This window comes from Arthrobacter sp. FW306-05-C, from assembly GCF_021801725.1.
Taxonomy (GTDB): Bacteria; Actinomycetota; Actinomycetes; order Actinomycetales; family Micrococcaceae; genus Arthrobacter.
Genome location: NZ_CP084556.1, coordinates 2,576,371 through 2,594,722 on the forward strand (window position 1 = coordinate 2,576,371; position 18,352 = coordinate 2,594,722).

At 66.3% G+C, this 18,352-nt stretch carries 20 protein-coding genes and 1 riboswitch; of the genes, 2 read left to right on the forward strand and 18 right to left on the reverse strand.

Annotated elements, in window-relative coordinates:
• Nucleotides 1–108 precede the first annotated feature (108 nt).
• From LFT44_RS11940 to LFT44_RS12005, 14 genes are all read right to left on the reverse strand, one after another.
• A complete protein-coding gene (locus LFT44_RS11940) occupies nucleotides 109–1,653 on the reverse strand; it encodes a YifB family Mg chelatase-like AAA ATPase (protein WP_236798649.1) in 1,545 nt (514 codons plus the stop codon).
• The gene (locus LFT44_RS11945; RefSeq protein ID WP_236798650.1) at nucleotides 1,653–2,009 is read right to left on the reverse strand and encodes a YraN family protein; all 357 of its coding nucleotides are present in this window, start codon (nucleotides 2,007–2,009) and stop codon (nucleotides 1,653–1,655) included. Before LFT44_RS11945 ends, LFT44_RS11940 begins: the two co-directional genes overlap by 1 nt.
• Before the next feature lie 98 nt (nucleotides 2,010–2,107).
• The gene (locus LFT44_RS11950; protein WP_056335405.1) at nucleotides 2,108–2,434 is read right to left on the reverse strand and encodes a DUF2469 domain-containing protein; all 327 of its coding nucleotides are present in this window, start codon (nucleotides 2,432–2,434) and stop codon (nucleotides 2,108–2,110) included.
• A 48-nt stretch (nucleotides 2,435–2,482) separates the two neighbouring features.
• A complete protein-coding gene (locus tag LFT44_RS11955) occupies nucleotides 2,483–3,286 on the reverse strand; it encodes a ribonuclease HII (protein ID WP_236802879.1) in 804 nt (267 codons plus the stop codon).
• A gap of 2 nt (nucleotides 3,287–3,288) precedes the next feature.
• Nucleotides 3,289–4,110: a signal peptidase I gene (gene lepB, locus LFT44_RS11960; protein ID WP_236798651.1), complete on the reverse strand. Its 822-nt coding sequence runs from the start codon at nucleotides 4,108–4,110 to the stop codon at nucleotides 3,289–3,291.
• Entirely contained in the window at nucleotides 4,111–4,791 is a 681-nt protein-coding gene (gene lepB, locus LFT44_RS11965) for a signal peptidase I (RefSeq protein WP_236798652.1), read from the reverse strand.
• Between the two features lie 82 nt (nucleotides 4,792–4,873).
• Nucleotides 4,874–5,233 carry a 50S ribosomal protein L19 gene (gene rplS, locus LFT44_RS11970; RefSeq protein ID WP_018768283.1) on the reverse strand — a complete coding sequence of 120 codons (360 nt, stop codon included), beginning with the start codon at nucleotides 5,231–5,233 and terminating at the stop codon, nucleotides 4,874–4,876.
• Between the two features lie 235 nt (nucleotides 5,234–5,468).
• Complete coding sequence (gene trmD, locus LFT44_RS11975; RefSeq protein WP_236798653.1) at nucleotides 5,469–6,281, reverse strand: tRNA (guanosine(37)-N1)-methyltransferase TrmD; 813 nt, start codon at nucleotides 6,279–6,281, stop codon at nucleotides 5,469–5,471.
• On the reverse strand, nucleotides 6,282–6,830 hold the full coding sequence (gene rimM / locus LFT44_RS11980) for a ribosome maturation factor RimM (RefSeq protein ID WP_236798654.1): 549 nt from the start codon (nucleotides 6,828–6,830) through the stop codon (nucleotides 6,282–6,284). It abuts the gene before it with no gap.
• A gap of 118 nt (nucleotides 6,831–6,948) precedes the next feature.
• Complete coding sequence (locus LFT44_RS11985) at nucleotides 6,949–7,191, reverse strand: RNA-binding protein (protein ID WP_018759999.1); 243 nt, start codon at nucleotides 7,189–7,191, stop codon at nucleotides 6,949–6,951.
• Nucleotide 7,192: 1 nt separating this feature from the next.
• The gene (gene rpsP, locus LFT44_RS11990) at nucleotides 7,193–7,615 is read right to left on the reverse strand and encodes a 30S ribosomal protein S16 (RefSeq protein WP_236798655.1); all 423 of its coding nucleotides are present in this window, start codon (nucleotides 7,613–7,615) and stop codon (nucleotides 7,193–7,195) included.
• A gap of 225 nt (nucleotides 7,616–7,840) precedes the next feature.
• Complete coding sequence (locus LFT44_RS11995) at nucleotides 7,841–8,293, reverse strand: hypothetical protein (RefSeq protein ID WP_236798656.1); 453 nt, start codon at nucleotides 8,291–8,293, stop codon at nucleotides 7,841–7,843.
• 144 nt (nucleotides 8,294–8,437) lie between these two features.
• Nucleotides 8,438–9,313, reverse strand: a complete 876-nt coding sequence (locus tag LFT44_RS12000; protein ID WP_236798657.1) for a VOC family protein — start codon at nucleotides 9,311–9,313, stop codon at nucleotides 8,438–8,440.
• A gap of 99 nt (nucleotides 9,314–9,412) precedes the next feature.
• A complete protein-coding gene (locus LFT44_RS12005; RefSeq protein WP_236798658.1) occupies nucleotides 9,413–10,495 on the reverse strand; it encodes an amidohydrolase family protein in 1,083 nt (360 codons plus the stop codon).
• 80 nt (nucleotides 10,496–10,575) lie between these two features.
• Nucleotides 10,576–10,683, forward strand: a riboswitch (TPP riboswitch).
• Between LFT44_RS12005 and thiC the strand changes: the two genes are divergently transcribed.
• Entirely contained in the window at nucleotides 10,679–12,505 is a 1,827-nt protein-coding gene (gene thiC / locus LFT44_RS12010; protein WP_442863746.1) for a phosphomethylpyrimidine synthase ThiC, read from the forward strand. It overlaps the preceding riboswitch by 5 nt.
• On the opposite strand, the gene LFT44_RS12015 is transcribed toward thiC, so the two are convergent.
• Together LFT44_RS12015 and ffh are read right to left on the reverse strand one after the other, a co-directional pair.
• Complete coding sequence (locus tag LFT44_RS12015) at nucleotides 12,502–13,236, reverse strand: alpha/beta fold hydrolase (RefSeq protein WP_236798659.1); 735 nt, start codon at nucleotides 13,234–13,236, stop codon at nucleotides 12,502–12,504. The two genes, thiC and LFT44_RS12015, sit on opposite strands and share 4 nt — an antisense overlap.
• Nucleotides 13,237–13,338: 102 nt before the next feature.
• On the reverse strand, nucleotides 13,339–14,922 hold the full coding sequence (gene ffh, locus LFT44_RS12020; RefSeq protein ID WP_141160150.1) for a signal recognition particle protein: 1,584 nt from the start codon (nucleotides 14,920–14,922) through the stop codon (nucleotides 13,339–13,341).
• An 84-nt stretch (nucleotides 14,923–15,006) separates the two neighbouring features.
• Here ffh and LFT44_RS12025 point away from each other — a divergent pair, with 84 nt between their 5' ends.
• Nucleotides 15,007–16,410: a glucose-6-phosphate dehydrogenase gene (locus LFT44_RS12025; protein WP_236798660.1), complete on the forward strand. Its 1,404-nt coding sequence runs from the start codon at nucleotides 15,007–15,009 to the stop codon at nucleotides 16,408–16,410.
• Nucleotides 16,411–16,534: 124 nt separating this feature from the next.
• Here the strand turns inward: LFT44_RS12025 and LFT44_RS12030 are convergent, their stop codons facing one another.
• The gene (locus tag LFT44_RS12030; RefSeq protein ID WP_159631736.1) at nucleotides 16,535–16,873 is read right to left on the reverse strand and encodes a P-II family nitrogen regulator; all 339 of its coding nucleotides are present in this window, start codon (nucleotides 16,871–16,873) and stop codon (nucleotides 16,535–16,537) included.
• The gene (locus LFT44_RS12035; protein WP_236798661.1) at nucleotides 16,870–18,222 is read right to left on the reverse strand and encodes an ammonium transporter; all 1,353 of its coding nucleotides are present in this window, start codon (nucleotides 18,220–18,222) and stop codon (nucleotides 16,870–16,872) included. The genes LFT44_RS12030 and LFT44_RS12035 overlap by 4 nt, the downstream gene beginning before the upstream one ends.
• Nucleotides 18,223–18,352: the final 130 nt, after the last annotated feature.

Below are 18,352 nucleotides of genomic sequence, written 5' to 3' on the forward strand. Positions count from 1 at the left end.
AAAGCGCGGCCCGGGCCACTCGTTCCGCGTCCAAACCCGTTTCCTTCTTCACACCCGGTTCCTTTTCCACACCCAGTTCCTTCAACCCGCTCCGTCCTGCCACTCCTGTCATGCCGCAACCGCCGCGGCCTGCCGCAGGCCCAACGCCTGCCCGATGTCGTTTGTGTCCGGCGCGTCCCGGTGCCCCAGGTCCGCCAGGGTCCAGGCAAGCCGGAGGACCCGGTCATACCCCCGCGCGGTGAGCACTCCCCGTTCCAGGGACTGGTCCAGGATCCGGGTGGCACCTGCCGGGAGCCGCAAGACACCACGCAGGACCCGTCCCGGCACCTGCGAGTTCGTCTCGAGGCCGAAGCAGTGCAGGCGTTCGGCCTGTCTGGCACGGGCGTCCAGCACCCGGCGCGCGATCGATGCGGTGTCCTCTTCGGTACCGGCCTGTCCGAACTCAGCCAGGGACACACGCTCCACCTGCAGCTGGATGTCCACCCGGTCCAGTAGCGGCCCGGACATCCTGGCGAGGTAACGGCGGCGCATCATAGGCGTGCAGGTGCAGTCCAGGCCCTTCCCCGAGGCCTTGCCGCAGGGGCAGGGATTCGCGGCGAGCACCAGCTGGAACCGGGCCGGATAGGCCGCCGTGCCCGCAGACCGGTGGATCACCAGTTCTCCGCTCTCCAACGGCTGGCGCAGGGCATCCAGGACCCGCCGTTCGTATTCGGGGGCCTCGTCTAGGAAAAGCACACCGCGGTGGGCCCTGGACGCAGCGCCCGGCCTGGGCAGACCCGAGCCGCCGCCGATGATGGCTGCAGCGGTGGCTGAATGATGTGGGTTTTCGAAGGGCGGGCGGCGCAGGAGCTGCACCGCGGAGGCCGGCAGGCCGCACAGCGAGTGGATGGCGGTGACCTCCATGGACTCCTGGTCGCCAAGATCCGGCAGCAAACCGGGCAGCCGCTCGGCCAGCATGGTCTTGCCCGCACCCGGCGGCCCAGTGAGAAGCAGATGATGTGCCCCTGCGGCTGCAACTTCCAATGCCCTGCGGGCGTCGCCTTGGCCGGAGACATCTGCCATGTCCGGACACGGCCCCGGCGGCGAAGCACCATCCGCGTCATCGTCGGAGTCGTCCGGTTCGAAATCCAGGGCAAGCTCCTGGGGATCAGCGCCGAAGTCGAGGGCCAACCGCGCCAGTGTGCGGTACCCGCGAACACTGGCACCCGGGACGAGGGAAGCCTCGGCAAAATTCGCTTGTGCCACCACGATCTCGGAGTAGCCTGCCTGGACCGACGCCATGACTGCAGGCAGAATGCCACGGACGGGCCGCAGCCTTCCATCGAGTCCCAGCTCAGCGATGAAGACAGTGCGTCCGGTGGGCTTGATGTCGTTCGCTGCCCGGAGCACCGCCATGGTCACGGCGAGGTCGAACCCGGATCCCCGCTTGGGCAGCGAGGCGGGTATGAGATTGGCGGTGATCTTCCTGCGGCTAAGCGGGATGCCGGAGTTCTTGGCGGCGGAACGGATACGCTCCTTGGCCTCGTTCAGCGAAGCATCCGGCAGGCCCAAAATGACAAACGCCGGCAGCGTCTGGCCGATGTCCGCCTCGACCTCGACCAGGTAGCCATTCAGTCCCACCAGGGCGATGGAGTAGGTGCGGCCAAGCGCCATCACCCCACCCCCTTGAGGTGCTCCACCACAGGTTCGCCGCCGCCGTCGTCCACTACGGCGATGACGTCCACCCGGCGCAGCGGCATTCGCAGTTCCCGGTCCCGGCACCAAGCAGCGCCCAAACGGTGCAGCCGTGCCAGCTTTTCCGGGCCCACTGCCTCGAAAGGGTGGCCATAGTCCAGGGAGCGGCGGGTCTTTACCTCGGCGATGACCAGGGCATCGCCGTCAAGGGCAACGATGTCAATCTCGCCCTCGGCGCACCGCCAGTTGCGCTCCACCACCAGCATGCCCAAAGCTTCAAGGAAGCCGGCGGCGAGGTCCTCGCCGTGCCTGCCCAACAGGTCTTTTGATTTCATTTCTACCTCCGCAACCAGCCTGGCGGCGGAGGTCTGCGGGAGACAGAACGGCCCTGCCGTATGTGGACAGGGCCTGGTGTGGAGGGAAAGTGGTGGCGCTAGTTGCCCAGGTCCACATCCTTGGGCAGGGCCAGCTCCTCGTTGCGGGGCAGTTCCTCGACGTTGACGTCCTTGAAGGTCAGGACCCTGACGCTTTTGACGAACCGGGCCGAACGGTAGACGTCCCACACCCAGGCGTCCTGGAGGGTCAGGTCGAAGTAGACCTCGCCGTCGGCGCTGCGGGCCTGGAGGTCCACGTGGTTGGCAAGGTAAAAGCGGCGCTCGGTCTCGACAACGTAGCTGAACAGGCCGACGACGTCCCGGTATTCACGGTAGAGCTGAAGCTCCATGTCGGTTTCATAGTTCTCAAGATCTTCAGCACTCATGCTTCCATCTTGCACCATGTGCGGCGCGCCTGGCGCCGGGCGCAGGAGTCAGTCTTCGTACGGCTCTTCCCCGTCAGGGACGTCCATGCCCTGCAGCTCCCCGCCGAGCAGCCGCCAGCTGACCCGGTGGTAGGGCGTGGGGCCGGCAGCGCGCAGCACGTTCCGATGGCCAGCGGTGGCGTAGCCCTTGTTGATGTCCCATCCATAAGTGGGATACTCACTGTGCAGTTCCCGCATCATGCGGTCCCGCTCCACTTTGGCGATGACACTGGCGGCGGCCACGCTGAGGCACTGCATGTCCGCCTTGACCTTGGTGTGGACCGGCGCCTCGCAGCCCGCCTCCAGCACGGGCTGGTCAAACAGGGACAGCTGTTCCGCCGGGGAAAGCCAGTTGTGGCTTCCGTCCAGCAGCACAGCGTCCGGGATGGTTCCGGCGTCCAGGATGCTCCCCCAGGCGCGGGTTCCCGCCAGCCGCAGGGCGGCAATGATCCCCAGGGAATCGATCTCGTCCGCGCTGGCGTGCCCCACCGCTGAGGCGACGCTCCACCGCCGCACCAGGGGATTCAGGCGTTCCCGCTCGGCCGGGCTGAGCAGTTTGCTGTCCCGCACGCCTGCCAGCGGCTTCTGGCGTTCCAGGTCGACGACGGCGATTCCCACGCTGACAGGGCCGGCGAGGGCCCCGCGGCCCACCTCGTCCACCCCGGCCAGGAACCGTACGCCCTGGGCCTTGAAGGTCCGCTCATGCCGCAGGGTGGGCGCCTTGGCACCACGTGCCGCCGGCTTCGAGGCTGCGCGCGCCTTCGTCGCCGGAGCAGCCTGTATTGCCGGAGAAGCATGCACTGCCGGGGACATGGTCACTTCGCCGCCGGGACGTTCTTGAACACGTCCGGGTAGTTGTCCAAGGTCTTGATCCTGTTCAGCGGCCACGCGATCACGGCGGCCTTGCCTTCCAGGTCCTTGAGGTCGATGAATCCGCCGTCGGTCTCCATATGGGCGCGCGAATCGGCGGAGTGGTTCCGGTTGTCACCCATCACCCACACCTTGCCTTCCGGGACGGTGACGTCAAAGTTGCGGACCTGCGGCACCTCGGCGGGATTGATGTAGGTCTCGTCGAGCGAGGTTCCGTTAAGGGTCAGTTTACCGCCGGCGTCACAGCAAACCACGTGGTCGCCCGGCAGTCCGATGACGCGCTTGACCAGGTGCTGCTCCGAGTTGTCCGGCAGGAGGCCAACGAACGTGAGGCCGTCCTGGACCCAGGTGAACGGGCCCTGTGCCTTGGCCGGTGCCGGAGGCAGCCATCCCTTGGTGTCACGGAACACCACAACATCCCCGCGGCTCAGGGCAAACGGTTCCGGGACCAGGAGGTTGACGAAGATGCGGTCGTCCACGTCCAGGGTGTTCACCATGGATTCGGAGGGGATGAAGAATGCCCGGAAGAGGAAGGTCTTGATGAGGAAGGACAGCACCACCGCGATGACCACCACCGTGGCGATTTCCTTCAGCCACCCGAGGAAGGGGTTGCCGGCAGCCTTGGACTCCGCCCGGTTCCGCCGGTGGACGGGTGCGGTTGACTCCGGATCCTCCCCCGGAGCCGACGTGGAGGAGGCCTGGACGGCGGGCGTTTCTGAAGCGCCGTCGTGGCGCGGTTCAGGTTTCCGCGCGTGGTTCTCGGGCATTTACCGTCCGTTCTGTGTTGTTGGCCCCGTTGCGGGCGGCCGTGCTACAGGAGCAAATCTATCAAGCGGCCAAAGGATCTGGACCGGCCGGCCGATCACCCGGTCCAGCGGCACCAGGCCACCGCCCGGGGCGCCGAGCAGGCTGCGGGAATCGGCGGAGACGGAGCGGTGGTCCCCCATCAGCCATAGCCTGCCTTCCGGAACCAGGGTGCTGAATTTCTGGGTGCTGGGCACGTCCCCCGGAAAAACATAGGGCTCGTCAAGGGGAACGCCGTTGACGGTGGCCTTCCCGGCAGCGTCGCAGCAGACCACTGTGTCGCCTGGAACGCCGATGGCCCTTTTGACGTAGGTGGTGTCGCTGCCGGCGACGCCGAGCCACTGCAGGGCGGACGCCGCGGCGTCCGCGAAGGGGCCCTTGCCGCTGTTCAGCGGGGCGAAGCTGCCGCGGCCGTCAAAGACGACAACGTCCCCGCGCCGGATGGGTTCGGACTGGAAGTCCGTGCGCGATACCAGGATGCGGTCCCCGCCTTCCAGGAGCGGCTCCATGGACTGCGAGGGGATGAAGTAGACATCCAGCCACAGTGACCGGACCAGTCCGCTGATGGCAACAGCAAGGAGCAACGCCGCTGCAACGACAAAACGCCAGCCCTTTTTGCGGGGCTGGCGTTTTGTCTGGTGCATGGTCTGTATCCTGGCGCTGGTGTTGCTCCGGCGCTTGCCGGCTACGGCCGCGCTCCGGCGTGGCAGTGAGTCCGGGCTGGACTTACTTGGCGGAGCTGAAGTCGCGCTTTTCCTTGATCTTGGCGGCCTTACCGCGCAGTGCACGCATGTAGTACAGCTTGGCGCGGCGGACGTCACCCTTGGTGACAACCTCGATCTTTTCGATGATCGGGGAGTGCACCGGGAAGGTACGCTCCACGCCGACACCGAAGGAAACCTTGCGGACGGTGAAGGTTTCGCGAACGCCATCGCCCTGGCGGCCCAGGACGAAGCCCTGGAAGACCTGGACACGGGTGTTCTTGCCTTCGATGATGTTCACGTGCACCTTGAGGGTGTCGCCCGCGCGGAACTCGGGAACATCGTTGCGCAGCGAGGCTGCATCGACGGAGTCGAGAATATGCATGATTGCACTCCTGGTGAACGCCACAGGTCATTCACTTTGGGTAACGGCAGGCAAGTCGGCCCACTGGAAAGCAGGCCGGGCATCACCGCCGAAGTAAAGTAGTCCGGCCGCTTCAAGGCTTGATGGGGCCGGTTGCCACGCTGTTGGCCGCGCTACCCCCTGTGGCAGGTGCGGACCCAGCAGACACAAGGGTTAATTTTGCCACAGCAGCAGGGTTACGCCAATTCCGCCGGGGTTAACCCTCCTGTGCGGCGTCCGGTTCCGGGCGGCGGACCAGGCGGCCGTCCACGACGTCGTAGCCCAGGTTGTGCAATTCGCTGCGGTCGGCACGTGGGAGGCTGCCGGCGTCGAACCCCTGCAGGAGGTCCGGGCGGCGCTCAGCCGTCCTGCGGTACTGTTCGTGGCGGCGCCACTGGGCGATCCTGCCATGGTTGCCGCTGAGGAGCACCGGCGGCACTTCGCGGTCCCGCCAGACCGAAGGCTTGGTGTAGACCGGGTATTCCAGGAGCCCGTCGGAGTGGGATTCCTCCACTAGGGACTCGGGATTGCCGACAACGCCGGGGAGCAGGCGGCCGATGGCCTCCACCATGGCAAGGACGGCCACTTCCCCGCCATTGAGCACATAGTCGCCCAGGCTGACGGGGCGGACGGTGAAGTGTTCCTGCGCCCATTCGATGACGCGTTCATCGATGCCTTCGTACCGCCCGCACGCAAACGCCAGATGCTGCTCCTCCGCCAGTTCATAGGCTAGGGCCTGGGTGAACCGCTCGCCCGCAGGGGACGGAACGATGAGCACGGGCTTGCGCTGCGGATTCGGGCGCCCTTCCGCCACGGCGGTGAGGGCCTGCGCCCAGGGCTCGGGCTTCATGACCATTCCAGCGCCACCGCCGTACGGGGTGTCGTCCACGGAACGGTGCTTGTCAGCGGTGAAGCTGCGCAGGTCGTGGACGTGCAGGTCCAGGATTCCATCCTGGCGGGCCTTGCCGATCAGCGAGAGTTCCAGCGGGGCAAGGTATTCAGGAAAGATGCTGACGACGTCGATCCGCATCTAGTCCCTGCCTTCCGTTTCGAGGGCAGCAGCTTCGTCGGAGTTCAGTTCGAAGAGCCCGTCCGGCGGGGTGAGGAGGATGTAGCCCTCCTCGACGTTGACTTCCGGCACGATTTGTTCCACGAACGGGATGAGGATTTCTTCACCGCCGGGGGTGGTGACCATGAGCAGGTCCTGGACGGGCATGGTGTTCAGCGCCGTCACCTTGCCCACCACCCGGGAGCCGATCCTGGCCTCAAGGCCGACCAGTTCGTGCTCGTACCAGCCCTCGTCATCGTCGTCCTCGTCAAGCTCCTCGGTTTCGATGAACAGCTTGGCGCCGCGAAGGGTTTCAGCCTGGTTGCGGTCAGCCACTTCCTCGAATCCGAGCAGCAGGATGTCCTTGTTCCAGCGGGCGCTGCTCACAGTGAGGGGACCGGACGCAGCAGGCTCAACCACGAACGTGGTACCGGGGACAAACCGGTCCTCCGGGGCGTCCGTCAGCACCTGGACCGTGACTTCCCCGCGAATGCCGTGCGGCTTGCCGATCCGCGCCACCTGAAGCTGCATCTGTTCCTCTGTTCCGGGTTGTGGTGTTTCTGATGAAAGGACTGTGTTGTTGAAAGCAAACCGGCCCCTCCACCTGATGGTGGAGGGGCCGGAGCAAGAACTGAATGTTGCCGAGCGCTCAGCGGCGGCGGTCGGTGTCGACGACGTCGACGCGTACCGGTTCGCCACCGGCCAGTGCTGCCACCACGGTGCGCAGTGCGCGTGCCGTGCGGCCCTGGCGGCCGATCACCCGTCCGAGGTCATCCTGGTGAACGCGCACCTCGAGGGTATCCCCGCGGCGGTTGTTCTTCGAACTGACCTTGACGTCATCCGGGGAATCGACGATTCCACGGACCAGGTGCTCCAGCGCTTCTGCCAGCAATCTACTCAGCCTCGGTGGTCTCAGCTTCGGCGTCGGCAGGGGCCTCGGCAGCGTCAGACTTGGAGGCCTTCTTGGTGATGGCTTCCGGGATGATGACCGAGCCCTTCTCCGGGGCGACGAAGGATTCCTTCTCGACCTTGGTCTTGAGGGTGCCTTCCTGGCCCGGCAGGCCCTTGAACTTCTGCCAGTCACCGGTGATCTTCAGGATCGCGGCAACCTGCTCGGACGGCTGGGCGCCGACGGACAGCCAGTACTGGGCACGCTCTGAGTTGACCTCGATGTATGAGGGCTCTTCGGTGGGGTGGTACTTGCCGATCTCCTCGATGGCACGGCCATCACGCTTGGTGCGTGAGTCCGCGACGACGATGCGGTAGTACGGTGCGCGCATCTTACCGAAGCGCTTAAGGCGAATCTTTACGGCCACTTTTGTGGTCACTCCTGTTTCAGAAAAGGGGTGAACCCGGCTTTCTGCACCCGTGGGGCGGGCCGTACTTGCGGGCTCGAGGGACAGGATCCGGACGCGGAGAGAGGGGCCGCGCAGATCGAGTACCTGTCCATTGTGCCAGATGAGCGCGGTTAATTCGACTTGGCGCGGGCGTGGCTGGCGCGCCGGCCATACGGGGAGCGCCGAAGGGTTCCAGGACCCGGCTCAGGCGGACCAGACGTACAGTCCGGTCCGTTCTGAATCGTCGATTCCGGCGGCGAGCTGCGCCAGTTGCTGCACATAGGTCCGGGCCTGGCCTGCGTCGAAGGGCATGTCCTCCTGGGCGGCCCACTGTTCGGCAACGTCGTCGAGGACGTTGCCTTCGCCTTCGGTTTCGTATGAGAGCAGATCCGCCAGGGCGCGGACCATAGCCGGCGGCACGGCGAGGAGCGAATCGCTGGCAACGTCCACCATGGTCAGCTCGTAGTCGGCGCCGCCCGCGTGGACGGCCGTTCCCGCCAGGTCGCCCAGCTGCTCAACCTCGAAGTCGCTGATTCCCTGGATCCGCACCGCATGGGCGGCAGGGCCGCCAGCCGCGGAGCCGCTGCCCTCGTCGAGGATGCCGGCGCGTTTCAGCGCGGCGTCATGGGTGGCGACAAAGATCTCGGTGAAGCCCATGGGGTTGCCCTTCTTCCGTTGGCGGGACAGCGCGCCGGGCGCTGCCCGGCCGTACGGGATCAGCCTAGTAGTTGCCCGCCTGCCCGCGCACGCCGGACCCTTTCTGTGCTGCCCCGCCGTGCAAACGGGGGCCAAGTCCACCCGTCAGCGGACGGCTACCCGGATCCGGTTGCGCCACGGGTCCTCGAAGCGGAGCTCGGCACCGGTGTGGTGCGAGGCCACTCCGGCAACCTTGAGGCGGTCCGCCAGCGCCCCGACGTCGTCCCCTGAAGGAACTTCAATCAGCACCTCACCGAGCCCCAGGGTGTCCTTGCGCGGCCCGGCACCGCGGCTGTTCCAGACGTTCATTGCCATGTGGTGGTGGTAGCGGCCGGCGGAAACAAACAATGCCTGCCCGTGCCAGCCGGCCGTCTTTTCGAAGCCGAGGGTTCCCACGTAGAAGTCCCGGGCGGCCTGGACGTGACCCACCTGGAGGTGCACGTGGCCAACGCCTGCGGTTGTCCGGCGCTGGCCTTCCAGCGACTCTTCGGTGAGGTACTGCTCCAGGTAGCGCTGCGGCGGGAGGGCAAGGCTGTCCATGACGACGTCCGTCCCGTTCCAGGACCAGTTGCTGCGCGGGCGGTCCCAGTACAGTTCAATGCCGTTGCCCTCGGGGTCGGTGAAATAGAAGGCCTCGCTCACCAAGTGGTCGGCGCTGCCGGTGAAGGACCGCGGCTCGTACTGGGCGGCCGTGGCGACGGTGGCGGCCAGGGAAGCCTGGTCTTCGAACAGCAGGGCGGTGTGGAACAGGCCCGCCTCTCCCCTGCCGGGAATATGCAGTCCCGGCGCCGGGGCCAGGTGGACCAGCGGCCTGCCGAGCCGGCCAAGGTAGAGTCCGCCGTCCTGCTCAGCCACCACCTCGAGTCCCAGCGCGCGCTGGTAGTAGTCGGCCATGAGCTTCATGTCGCCCACCTTGAGCATCACGGTGCCCATGGCGAGGTCGGCAGGAAGAAGATCCTGGCTGCTGGCTGCTGCGGTCATTGATGGCTCCTTGTGTTGGAGGCCGTCCCAATGGCGGCCTGTCACACATTAAAATTACTTGAACCTTCAATTTATTCCAAGTCCCCAAGGGCCCTCTGGTCAGCGGATGATGCGGCCGCCCAGCACCACATGCTCAAGCGACCTGATGGTCTCCGGCACGGCCCGGGGGTCTTCCCGGCACACCACCGCGTCGGCCCGCGCTCCTTCCGCCAGGACGCCCGCCCCCAGCCAGGTCCGGGCGGCCCAGCATGCGGCATCCAGTGCTGCAGTCATTGGCAGGCCGGCGCCGTGCAGTTCAAGGATTTCGTCCGCGATCCTGCCGTGGCGGATTGTGCTGCCGGCATCGGTTCCGGCAAAGATGCGCACGCCGGCTGCGTGGGCCTCGGCCACCCGTTCCAGCCTGCGTTCCCACAGGGCGCGCATGTGGGCGGCGTAGCGCGGGAACTTGGAATCCGCCTGCGCCGCGATGTCCGGAAAGGTGGCGATATTGATGAGGGTGGGCACGATCGGTATGCCCTGTTCGGCGAACCGGGGCAGGTGGCGGGGCAGGAGGCCCGTGGCATGTTCAATGCAGTCGATTCCGGCATCCAGCATCAGGTCCAGGGTGTCCTCGGCGAAACAGTGGGCGGTCACCCGGGCACCTTCGTCATGCGCTGCCTGGACGGCGTCACGGACGACGGCGGCGGGAAAGGAAGGGGCCAGGTCACCGGCGCCGCGGTCAATCCAGTCCCCCACCAGCTTGACCCAGCCGTCGCCGTCGCGCGCCTGCTTGCGGACGGCCTCCACGAGGCCCTCCGGCTCCACTTCCTCCGCGAAGCCGCGCAGGTAGCGCCGCGTTCGGGCGATGTGCCGCCCGGCACGGATCAGCAGCGGGAAATCCCTGCCGCCCTGCATCCAGCGGGTGTCGGCCGGTGAACCGGCGTCACGGACCAGCAGGGTTCCTGCGTTGAGGTCAGCCAGGGCCTGCTCCGCAGCCGTGGCGGCGTCAACGGGGCCGCCCGGTCCCAGCCCGATGTGGCAGTGCACGTCAACGAAACCCGGCAGTACCCAGCCATGGAGGACCCTGCCCGGCTCCGTCACGGGACGGGTGAAGGTGAGGCTCCCGTCCACGGACCAAAGCCCGTACCGGATGCTGTCGGGTCCGGTCAGGACGGGTCCGCTGAATTCAATGACTTGTGGCATCAGGACTTCCTTTCATTGCCCGGACAGGCTAGCACCGCGGATTGTGACAACGCGGTCCCAGGGGCCTGTGGTAGCTTCGTTCCTGACCACACGGGTGCCCCTGCAGGGGCTGAGATCGGGCTGACGCGGCCTGCGACCGTTGAACCTGTCCGGGTAATGCCGGCGAAGGAAGTGAGTATTCCCTTGAGTACACAAAACACCCAGTTAAACGCTGCCCAAATCCAGGCCGAAACAACAGCGGACGCTCAGACAGCACTTCAGGTGACCCAGTCCCTGAAGTCGCATTCGCTGGCCTTTATCGAAGATCCCGGCGCCGGGATCCGGGTGCCGGTAACGGAAATTTCCCTTGAGCCATCCCCCAACGGCCGGCCCAACGAACCGTTCCGCACCTACCGGACAGCGGGGCCGGGCAGCGACCCCGTCCGGGGCCTTCAGCCCTTCCGTTCGGAGTGGATTGAGGCACGGGCAGACACCGAGGCGTACACCGGCAGGGAGCGCAACCTGCTCGATGACGGCCGCTCGGCGGTCCGCCGGGGTGCCGCCTCTGCAGAATGGAAGGGCGCCCGGCCGGTGCCCCGCCGCGCCGTCGACGGCCGGACAGTGACGCAGATGCACTATGCCCGGCAGGGGATCATCACCCAGGAAATGCGGTTCGTGGCGCTGCGGGAAAACTGCGACGTCGAGCTGGTCCGCAGCGAGCTGGCCGCCGGCCGCGCGATCATCCCCAGCAACATCAACCATTCCGAGTCCGAGCCGATGATCATCGGCAAGGCCTTCCTGGTGAAGATCAACGCCAACATCGGCAATTCCGCGGTCACCAGCTCCATCGCGGAGGAGGTGGACAAGCTGCAGTGGGCCACGCAGTGGGGTGCCGACACGGTGATGGATTTGTCCACCGGCGATGACATCCACACCACGCGGGAATGGATCATCCGGAACTCCCCCGTCCCCATCGGGACAGTGCCGATCTACCAAGCCCTGGAAAAGGTCAACGGCGAGGCCAACGCGCTGACATGGGAGATTTTCCGCGACACTGTCATTGAACAGTGCGAGCAGGGCGTTGACTACATGACCATCCACGCCGGCGTGCTGCTGCGGTACGTCCCGCTCACAGCCAACCGCGTAACGGGCATCGTCTCGCGCGGCGGCTCGATCATGGCCGGCTGGTGCCTGGCCCACCACCAGGAAAACTTCCTGTACACGCACTTCGATGAGCTATGCGAGATCTTCGCGAAGTACGACGTTGCGTTTTCCCTGGGTGACGGTCTGCGCCCCGGTTCCACCGCTGACGCCAACGACGCGGCCCAGTTCGCGGAGCTGGACACGCTGGCCGAGCTGACGCAGCGGGCCTGGGAGTACGACGTGCAGGTGATGGTGGAGGGGCCGGGCCACGTTCCCTTCCACCTGGTCCGCGAGAACGTGGAGCGGCAGCAGGAGCTGTGCAAGGGTGCGCCCTTCTATACCCTGGGGCCCCTGGTGACGGATGTGGCGCCCGGGTATGACCACATCACCTCGGCCATTGGCGCCACCGAGATCGCCCGGTACGGCACAGCCATGCTCTGCTACGTCACGCCGAAGGAACACCTGGGCCTGCCCAACAAGGACGACGTGAAAACGGGCGTGATCACGTACAAGATCGCAGCGCACGCCGCGGACCTGGCCAAGGGCCACCCCGGGGCGCATGAGCGCGATGACGCCCTGTCCAAGGCGAGATTCGAATTCCGCTGGCGGGACCAGTTCGCGCTGTCCCTGGACCCCGTGACCGCGGAGTCGTTCCACGATGAGACGCTACCGGCCGAACCGGCCAAGACGGCGCACTTTTGCTCCATGTGCGGTCCGAAGTTCTGCTCCATGCGGATCAGCCAGGACATCCGGGACGAATATGGCTCCGCGGACGCGCAGGCGGCGCTGGCGGACCTGGCCGCCGGCATGCGGGGGAAGAGCGAGGAGTTCCTAGCAGCCGGCGGCAAGGTCTACCTGCCGGAGCTGCGGGTCCCCGCTGACGGCTAGGACGCCCGGGCGGCCTGGCTCCTGCCGACCCCGCTGATGAACTGGCGGATGGCCCGGTCCCCGTCCCGGGAGTCCTGGGGCCGGTGCCCTCCCGCGGCAACGCGGTGCAGGGCGCCGGTCTCCCGGAGGTACCCGGCAATTTCCTCGTAGAGCGGCTCCCAGCCACCAGTCAGGACCAAGGTGGGGACGCCGGGAACAATATGCAACGGCGCTTCCCAGGAAGGCTCCTGGAGCCGCAGCCGCCGCGCGGACCGCTTCTCCTCGGTGGTGGCAGGCTGCTGCAGGTCGGTGGCGTAGATCCGGCGGACAAACTCGCGCTGGAAGTCGTCATCGCTGAGCTGGTGGCGGACGTCGAACAGTGGCTGCATCAGGCGGATGTGGGCGGCCGTGGCCGGCAGTTCCGCCGTCAGGGACAGGCAGGCGGGCTCCACCAGCGACAGGGAAAAGACGAGGTCCGGGCGTTCGACGGCGGCCATCATGGCGGCGATTGCCCCCTGGGCGTGCGCAACGACGTGTCCGCCGGCAGCGCCACGGCCGTCGTCGCCCAGGGACCGCAGGATGATCGCGGTATCTTCCGTGAACGACGAATCCACCGGCTCCGCGGCGGCATCGTAGCCGTGCCGGCGGAGGAACAGGGCGTCATAGGACAGCGCCATGCCGTGCTGGCGCGGCCATGCGGCGGCACCGAAACTTCCGGCGCCGTGCACGAAAACTACCCTCTGCTTGAACATGTCCCAACCCTATTCCACGCTGCCGACATCCCCACGAAAAAGCGCCAGGTGTCGTCTTGAGCGGTCAAAACGGCACCTGGCGCTTCCTGATGCTGGAAACTCCTACTTGCCCAGGAACTTGTCGAAGCCCTTGGGGAGGTTCAGCGAGGACGGGTCGAAGTCGCCGCCCTGCTGGCCGAACGCAGCGCCGGTGGGGAGCGCCTTGGCGGCGTTGGCACGGCGGGCTTCCGCGTCCTTGCGCTCCTGTGCGGCCTTGGCGGGGTTGCCGGATTTTGCCTTCTTCTTGGGTGCGTTCTTTGCGTTCTTCCGCGCGCCGCCCCCGGCTCCGGGAAGGCCGGGCATCCCTGGCATCCCCGGCATGCCGCCCTGGGCCATCTTCTTCATCATCTTTTGGGCCTGGGCGAAGCGCTCCAGCAGGCCGTTGACCTCCGACACATGTACGCCGGAACCACGGGCAATACGGGCCCTACGCGAGCCGTTGATGATCTTGGGCGCAAGCCGCTCGTGCGGGGTCATGGACCGGACGATCGCTTCGACGCGGTCGATTTCCCGCTCGTCGAACTGCTCCAGCTGCTGCCGGATGTTCTGGGCGCCCGGCATCATCATGAGCATCTTCTTCATGGAGCCCATGTTGCGGATCTGCTGCATCTGGGCCAGGAAGTCCTCGAGGGTGAAGTCTTCCTGGTCGGCGAACTTCTTCGCCATCCGGGCAGCTTCGTCCTTGTCCCACGCTTTTTCGGCCTGTTCGATGAGCGTGAGGATGTCGCCCATGTCCAGGATGCGCGAGGCCATCCGGTCCGGGTGGAAGAGCTCGAAGTCGTCCAGGCCTTCACCGGTGGAGGCGAACATGACCGGCTTGCCGGTGACCGACGCAACGGACAGCGCGGCACCACCCCGGGCATCGCCGTCGAGCTTGGACAGCACGATGCCCGTGAAGTTCACGCCTTCATCGAACGCGAGCGCCGTGTTGACGGCGTCCTGGCCAATCATCGAGTCGATCACGAACAACACTTCGTTCGGGACAATGGCGCGGCGGATCTGGCGGGCCTGCTCCATCATCCCGGCGTCCACGCCAAGGCGGCCGGCGGTGTCAACGATCACGACGTCGTGCAGCTTCTGGCGTGCTTCCTCCACGCCGGCGCGGGCGACGGCGACCGGATCACCGGCGGGCTGGTCCAGTTCCGTGGAGGTGGCTCCGGGGTGCGGGGCGAAGACCGGCACGTTGGCGCGCTGGCCTACCACCTGGAGCTGGGTGACGGCGTTAGGGCGCTGGAGGTCGCAGGCCACCAGCATGGGGCTGTGGCCCTGGGCCTTCAGCCATTTGGACAGCTTGCCGGCCAGGGTGGTCTTGCCCGCGCCCTGGAGGCCGGCGAGCATGATGACGGTGGGGCCGTTCTTTGCCAGCCGAATCCGCCGGGTTTCACCGCCGAGGATCTCCACGAGTTCCTCGTTGACGATCTTGACGATCTGCTGGCTGGGGTTCAGCGCGCCTGAGACTTCGGCGCCCAGTGCGCGTTCGCGGACGCGCCCGGTGAACTCGCGGACCACCGGAACGGCGACGTCAGCGTCCAGAAGGGCACGGCGGATCTCCCGGACGGTGGCATCAACATCGGCCTCCGTAAGGCGGCCCTTGCCGCGGAGATTCTTGAAGGTTGCTGTCAACCGGTCAGAGAGTGAATTGAACACGCGCCGTGAACTTCTTTCAGGAGATGATCGGGACTCGACTACCTAGGGTATCAAGTCAGGCACCTAAGATGGCATGCTGGCAAAATGACGAGCCAAACAACTGTCAAGACCCTGCTCATCCTCGGCGCCTCGGGCGACCTCACCGGCCGCCTCCTCCTGCCGGGGCTGGCGCGGCTGCTTGCCGCCGGCCGTGCAGAGGGCCTCAGCCTGGTGGGGGCCGGTTCGGACCCCTGGACGCCTGAACAGTGGCGGGAGCGCGTGCAGTCATCGTTCGCGGCGGCGGCCGGTGCAGCGGACCAGCCGGGCAAGGAAGCCCTCGAGCTGTTGCAGAAGGAGACGGTGTACCACCAGCTGGATGTCACGGCCAATGGCGCCCTCGCGGCCTTGCTGAAAACCCTGGAAGGCCCGGTGGCCGTCTACTTCGCTCTGCCGCCCCGGATCAGCCAGCTGGCCTGCGAGACGCTTCAGCCAGGGGAGGTGCCGGCCGGTACCCGCCTGGTGATGGAGAAGCCTTTCGGCTCCAGCGAAGAGTCCGCGCGCTCCCTCAACCAGACGTTGGCGCGCCTCGTCCCGGAAGACCACATCCACCGGGTGGACCATTTCCTGGGCAAGGCCACAGTCCTCAACATCCTGGGCCTGCGGTTCGCGAACAACTTCCTGGAGCCGGTGTGGAACCGGCAGCACGTGGAAAAGGTGGAAATCTTCTTCGACGAGGATCTGGCCCTGGAGGGACGTGCCCGCTACTACGACGGCGCCGGCGCCCTGCGCGACATGATCCAAAGCCACCTCCTGCAGGTCATGGCCGTGATGGCCATCGAGCCTCCGGCCACCATTGGCGAGCGCGACCTGCGCGATGCGGTCTCCACCGTCCTTCGCGCCAGCAGCGTCAGCGCCCCCTTCACCAGGTCAACGCGCAGGGCCCGCTACACCGCCGGCACTGTAGCAGGCAAGGAGGTCCCCGACTACGCCAGGGAGGAGGGCGTGGACGCCGACCGGGAAACGGAGACCCTCGCGGAGATCCAGGTGGGCATCGACAACTGGCGCTGGCGTGGCGTTCCCTTCATCCTGCGTTCGGGCAAGGCCTTGGGCGACAAGCGAAAGGAGGCGGTGGTCACTTTCCTGCCGGTGCCCCACCTCCCCCAGGGTTTCACCGGGGTGGACTCCCCCAACCAGCTGCGGATCGGTTTTGGCCCGGACACGCTGGAGTTCGACGTGGATGTCAACGGTCCCGGGAACATTTTCAGCCTGGGCCGGGTCACCCTGGAGGCGGAACTGAGTGCCTCCGACCTGCTGCCCTACGGTGAGGTGCTGGAGGGGGTGCTGTCCGGGGATCCGCTGCTGTCCGTCCGGAGCGACACGGCTGAGGACTGCTGGCGGATTGTTGAACCGGTGCTGAAGGCATGGGAAAAGGGTGAGGTCCCGCTGGAGGAGTACGACGCCGGGTCGGCCGGGCCGGCGTCCTGGCCCACCAACCGGCGTCAGGACTGAGCCGTCCACACAAGGCGGGTTTGGCGCCTTAGACGTCAGCAGGGCGGGCGGGACCTTCCGGTTCCCGCCCGCCCTGCTTTCGTTTTCAGTTCCTGCCGTCCGCTGGGGGCCGCAGTGGTGAGGCCTAGATGGCGGCCACTCCGCGTTCCCCTGTGCGGACCCGCACTGCTTCGTGGACGTCCATGGTCCAGACCTTGCCGTCCCCTGCCCTGCCGGTATTGGAGCTGGCAATGATCACGTCCAGGATGTCATCGGCCTGTTCGTCCGTTGCCAGCACTTCCACCCGGATCTTGGGCAGGAGGTCCACGTTGTATTCCGCCCCGCGGTAGACCTCGGTGTAGCCGCGCTGCCGGCCGTAGCCGCTGGCCGCGCTGACCGTCAGGCCCTGGACGCCGTAGGCTTCCAGCCCTTCCCTGATGGCTTCGAGCTTTTCCGGCCTGACGATTGCAGTGATCAGTTTCATGCCCCCACGCTTTCCTTGCCTGTTGCTGACTGTGCCTTCTGCGCTTCCGCTGCCTGCGCGGCTTCAGGGGTTAGGCCCTTGCCGGTGATCAGGTCATGCAGCGGCTGGAAGCTTCCGCCGTGGCCGCTGACGCCGAACTCGTAGGCAGTCTCGGCGTGCAGGCTGAGGTCCACACCCACCGTTTCCTGTTCCTGCGAGACGCGGAAGCCCATTGTCTTGTGGATGGCCAGGGCGATTATGGTGGTCAGGATCGCGGAGTAGGCAATGGCGATGCCGGCTGCCGCGAGCTGTGCCCAGAGCTGTGCCAGTCCGCCGCCGTAGAAGAGGCCGCCGCCAACACCGTCGGTGGGCAGGGCGATGAAGCCCAGCGCCACGGTGCCGATGATGCCGGATACCAGGTGCACGCCCACGACGTCGAGCGAGTCATCGAAGCCCCAACGGAACTTCAGGCCGACTGCCAGGGCGGAAGCTACGCCTGCCACGACGCCCAGGCCCAGGGCGCCCACGGGGCTGACGTTGGCGCAGGCCGGAGTGATGGCAACCAGGCCGGCAACCACGCCGGATGCTGCCCCGAGCGAGGTGGGGTGGCCGTCGCGGATCCGCTCGGTGACCAGCCAACCGAGCATGGCAGCTGCCGGGGCTGCGAGGGTGTTCACCCAGATCAGGCCGCCCTGTTCGGCAGTGGTGGCTGCACCGCCGTTGAAGCCGAACCAGCCGAACCAGAGGATGGCCGCGCCGAGCATGACGAACGGAATGTTGTGCGGGCGGTGGTTGGGGTCCTTGCCGAAGCCCTTGCGGTTGCCGATGATCAGGACCAGGATGAGCGCGGCCACACCTGCGTTGATGTGGACCACCGTGCCGCCGGCGAAGTCGATGGCGGGGCCAAGGGCCTTGCCGATGGCTCCTTCGGGGCCGAAGAGGCCGCCGCCCCACACCATGTAGGCGAGCGGGCAGTAGACCAGCGTGACCCACACGGGCACGAACACGGACCAGGCGCCGAACTTGGCACGGTCTGCGATGGCGCCGCTGATCAGTGCCACCGTGATGATGGCGAACGTGGCGGCGTAGCCAACCTTGATCAGGCCATCGGGGGTGGTGATTCCCTCAAGGCCGAATGTGGCGAACGGGTTGCCGACGATCTCCATGAACCCTTCCCCGGAGCTCATGGAGGCGCCCCACAGGACCCAGACGACGCCCACCATGCCGATGGAGATGAAGCTCATCATCATCATGTTCAGGGCTGCCTTGGCGCGGGTCATGCCGCCGTAGAAAAATGCCAGACCGGGTGTCATGAACAGCACAAGGGCTGCCGCCACCATGACCCAAACGTGACCTGCGGTAAGTTCCATGGTGCACGTCCTCTCTCATCGAATCTTGCGGAAGTACTCCGCCTGCCAACGCCTTTTGCGTCCTGTAAAGAGTGTGTGGGTGGCGTGTTTCGCCCGCGGAGGATTTAGATTGCCGGCCTGTTACAACAAC

What these genes read in the sequence shown, in the direction of transcription:
- LFT44_RS11940 (WP_236798649.1), bottom strand. Translation starts at nt 1,653, where the DNA reads ATGGCGCTTGGCCGCACCTACTCCATCGCCCTGGTGGGACTGAATGGC.
- LFT44_RS11945 (WP_236798650.1), bottom strand. Translation starts at nt 2,009, where the DNA reads ATGAAATCAAAAGACCTGTTGGGCAGGCACGGCGAGGACCTCGCCGCC.
- LFT44_RS11950 (WP_056335405.1), bottom strand. Translation starts at nt 2,434, where the DNA reads ATGAGTGCTGAAGATCTTGAGAACTATGAAACCGACATGGAGCTTCAG.
- LFT44_RS11955 (WP_236802879.1), bottom strand. Translation starts at nt 3,286, where the DNA reads ATGTCCCCGGCAGTGCATGCTTCTCCGGCAATACAGGCTGCTCCGGCG.
- lepB (WP_236798651.1), bottom strand. Translation starts at nt 4,110, where the DNA reads ATGCCCGAGAACCACGCGCGGAAACCTGAACCGCGCCACGACGGCGCT.
- lepB (WP_236798652.1), bottom strand. Translation starts at nt 4,791, where the DNA reads ATGCACCAGACAAAACGCCAGCCCCGCAAAAAGGGCTGGCGTTTTGTC.
- rplS (WP_018768283.1), bottom strand. Translation starts at nt 5,233, where the DNA reads ATGCATATTCTCGACTCCGTCGATGCAGCCTCGCTGCGCAACGATGTT.
- trmD (WP_236798653.1), bottom strand. Translation starts at nt 6,281, where the DNA reads ATGCGGATCGACGTCGTCAGCATCTTTCCTGAATACCTTGCCCCGCTG.
- rimM (WP_236798654.1), bottom strand. Translation starts at nt 6,830, where the DNA reads ATGCAGCTTCAGGTGGCGCGGATCGGCAAGCCGCACGGCATTCGCGGG.
- LFT44_RS11995 (WP_236798656.1), bottom strand. Translation starts at nt 8,293, where the DNA reads ATGGGCTTCACCGAGATCTTTGTCGCCACCCATGACGCCGCGCTGAAA.
- LFT44_RS12000 (WP_236798657.1), bottom strand. Translation starts at nt 9,313, where the DNA reads ATGACCGCAGCAGCCAGCAGCCAGGATCTTCTTCCTGCCGACCTCGCC.
- LFT44_RS12005 (WP_236798658.1), bottom strand. Translation starts at nt 10,495, where the DNA reads ATGCCACAAGTCATTGAATTCAGCGGACCCGTCCTGACCGGACCCGAC.
- LFT44_RS12015 (WP_236798659.1), bottom strand. Translation starts at nt 13,236, where the DNA reads ATGTTCAAGCAGAGGGTAGTTTTCGTGCACGGCGCCGGAAGTTTCGGT.
- LFT44_RS12025 (WP_236798660.1), top strand. Translation starts at nt 15,007, where the DNA reads ATGACGAGCCAAACAACTGTCAAGACCCTGCTCATCCTCGGCGCCTCG.
- LFT44_RS12030 (WP_159631736.1), bottom strand. Translation starts at nt 16,873, where the DNA reads ATGAAACTGATCACTGCAATCGTCAGGCCGGAAAAGCTCGAAGCCATC.
- LFT44_RS12035 (WP_236798661.1), bottom strand. Translation starts at nt 18,222, where the DNA reads ATGGAACTTACCGCAGGTCACGTTTGGGTCATGGTGGCGGCAGCCCTT.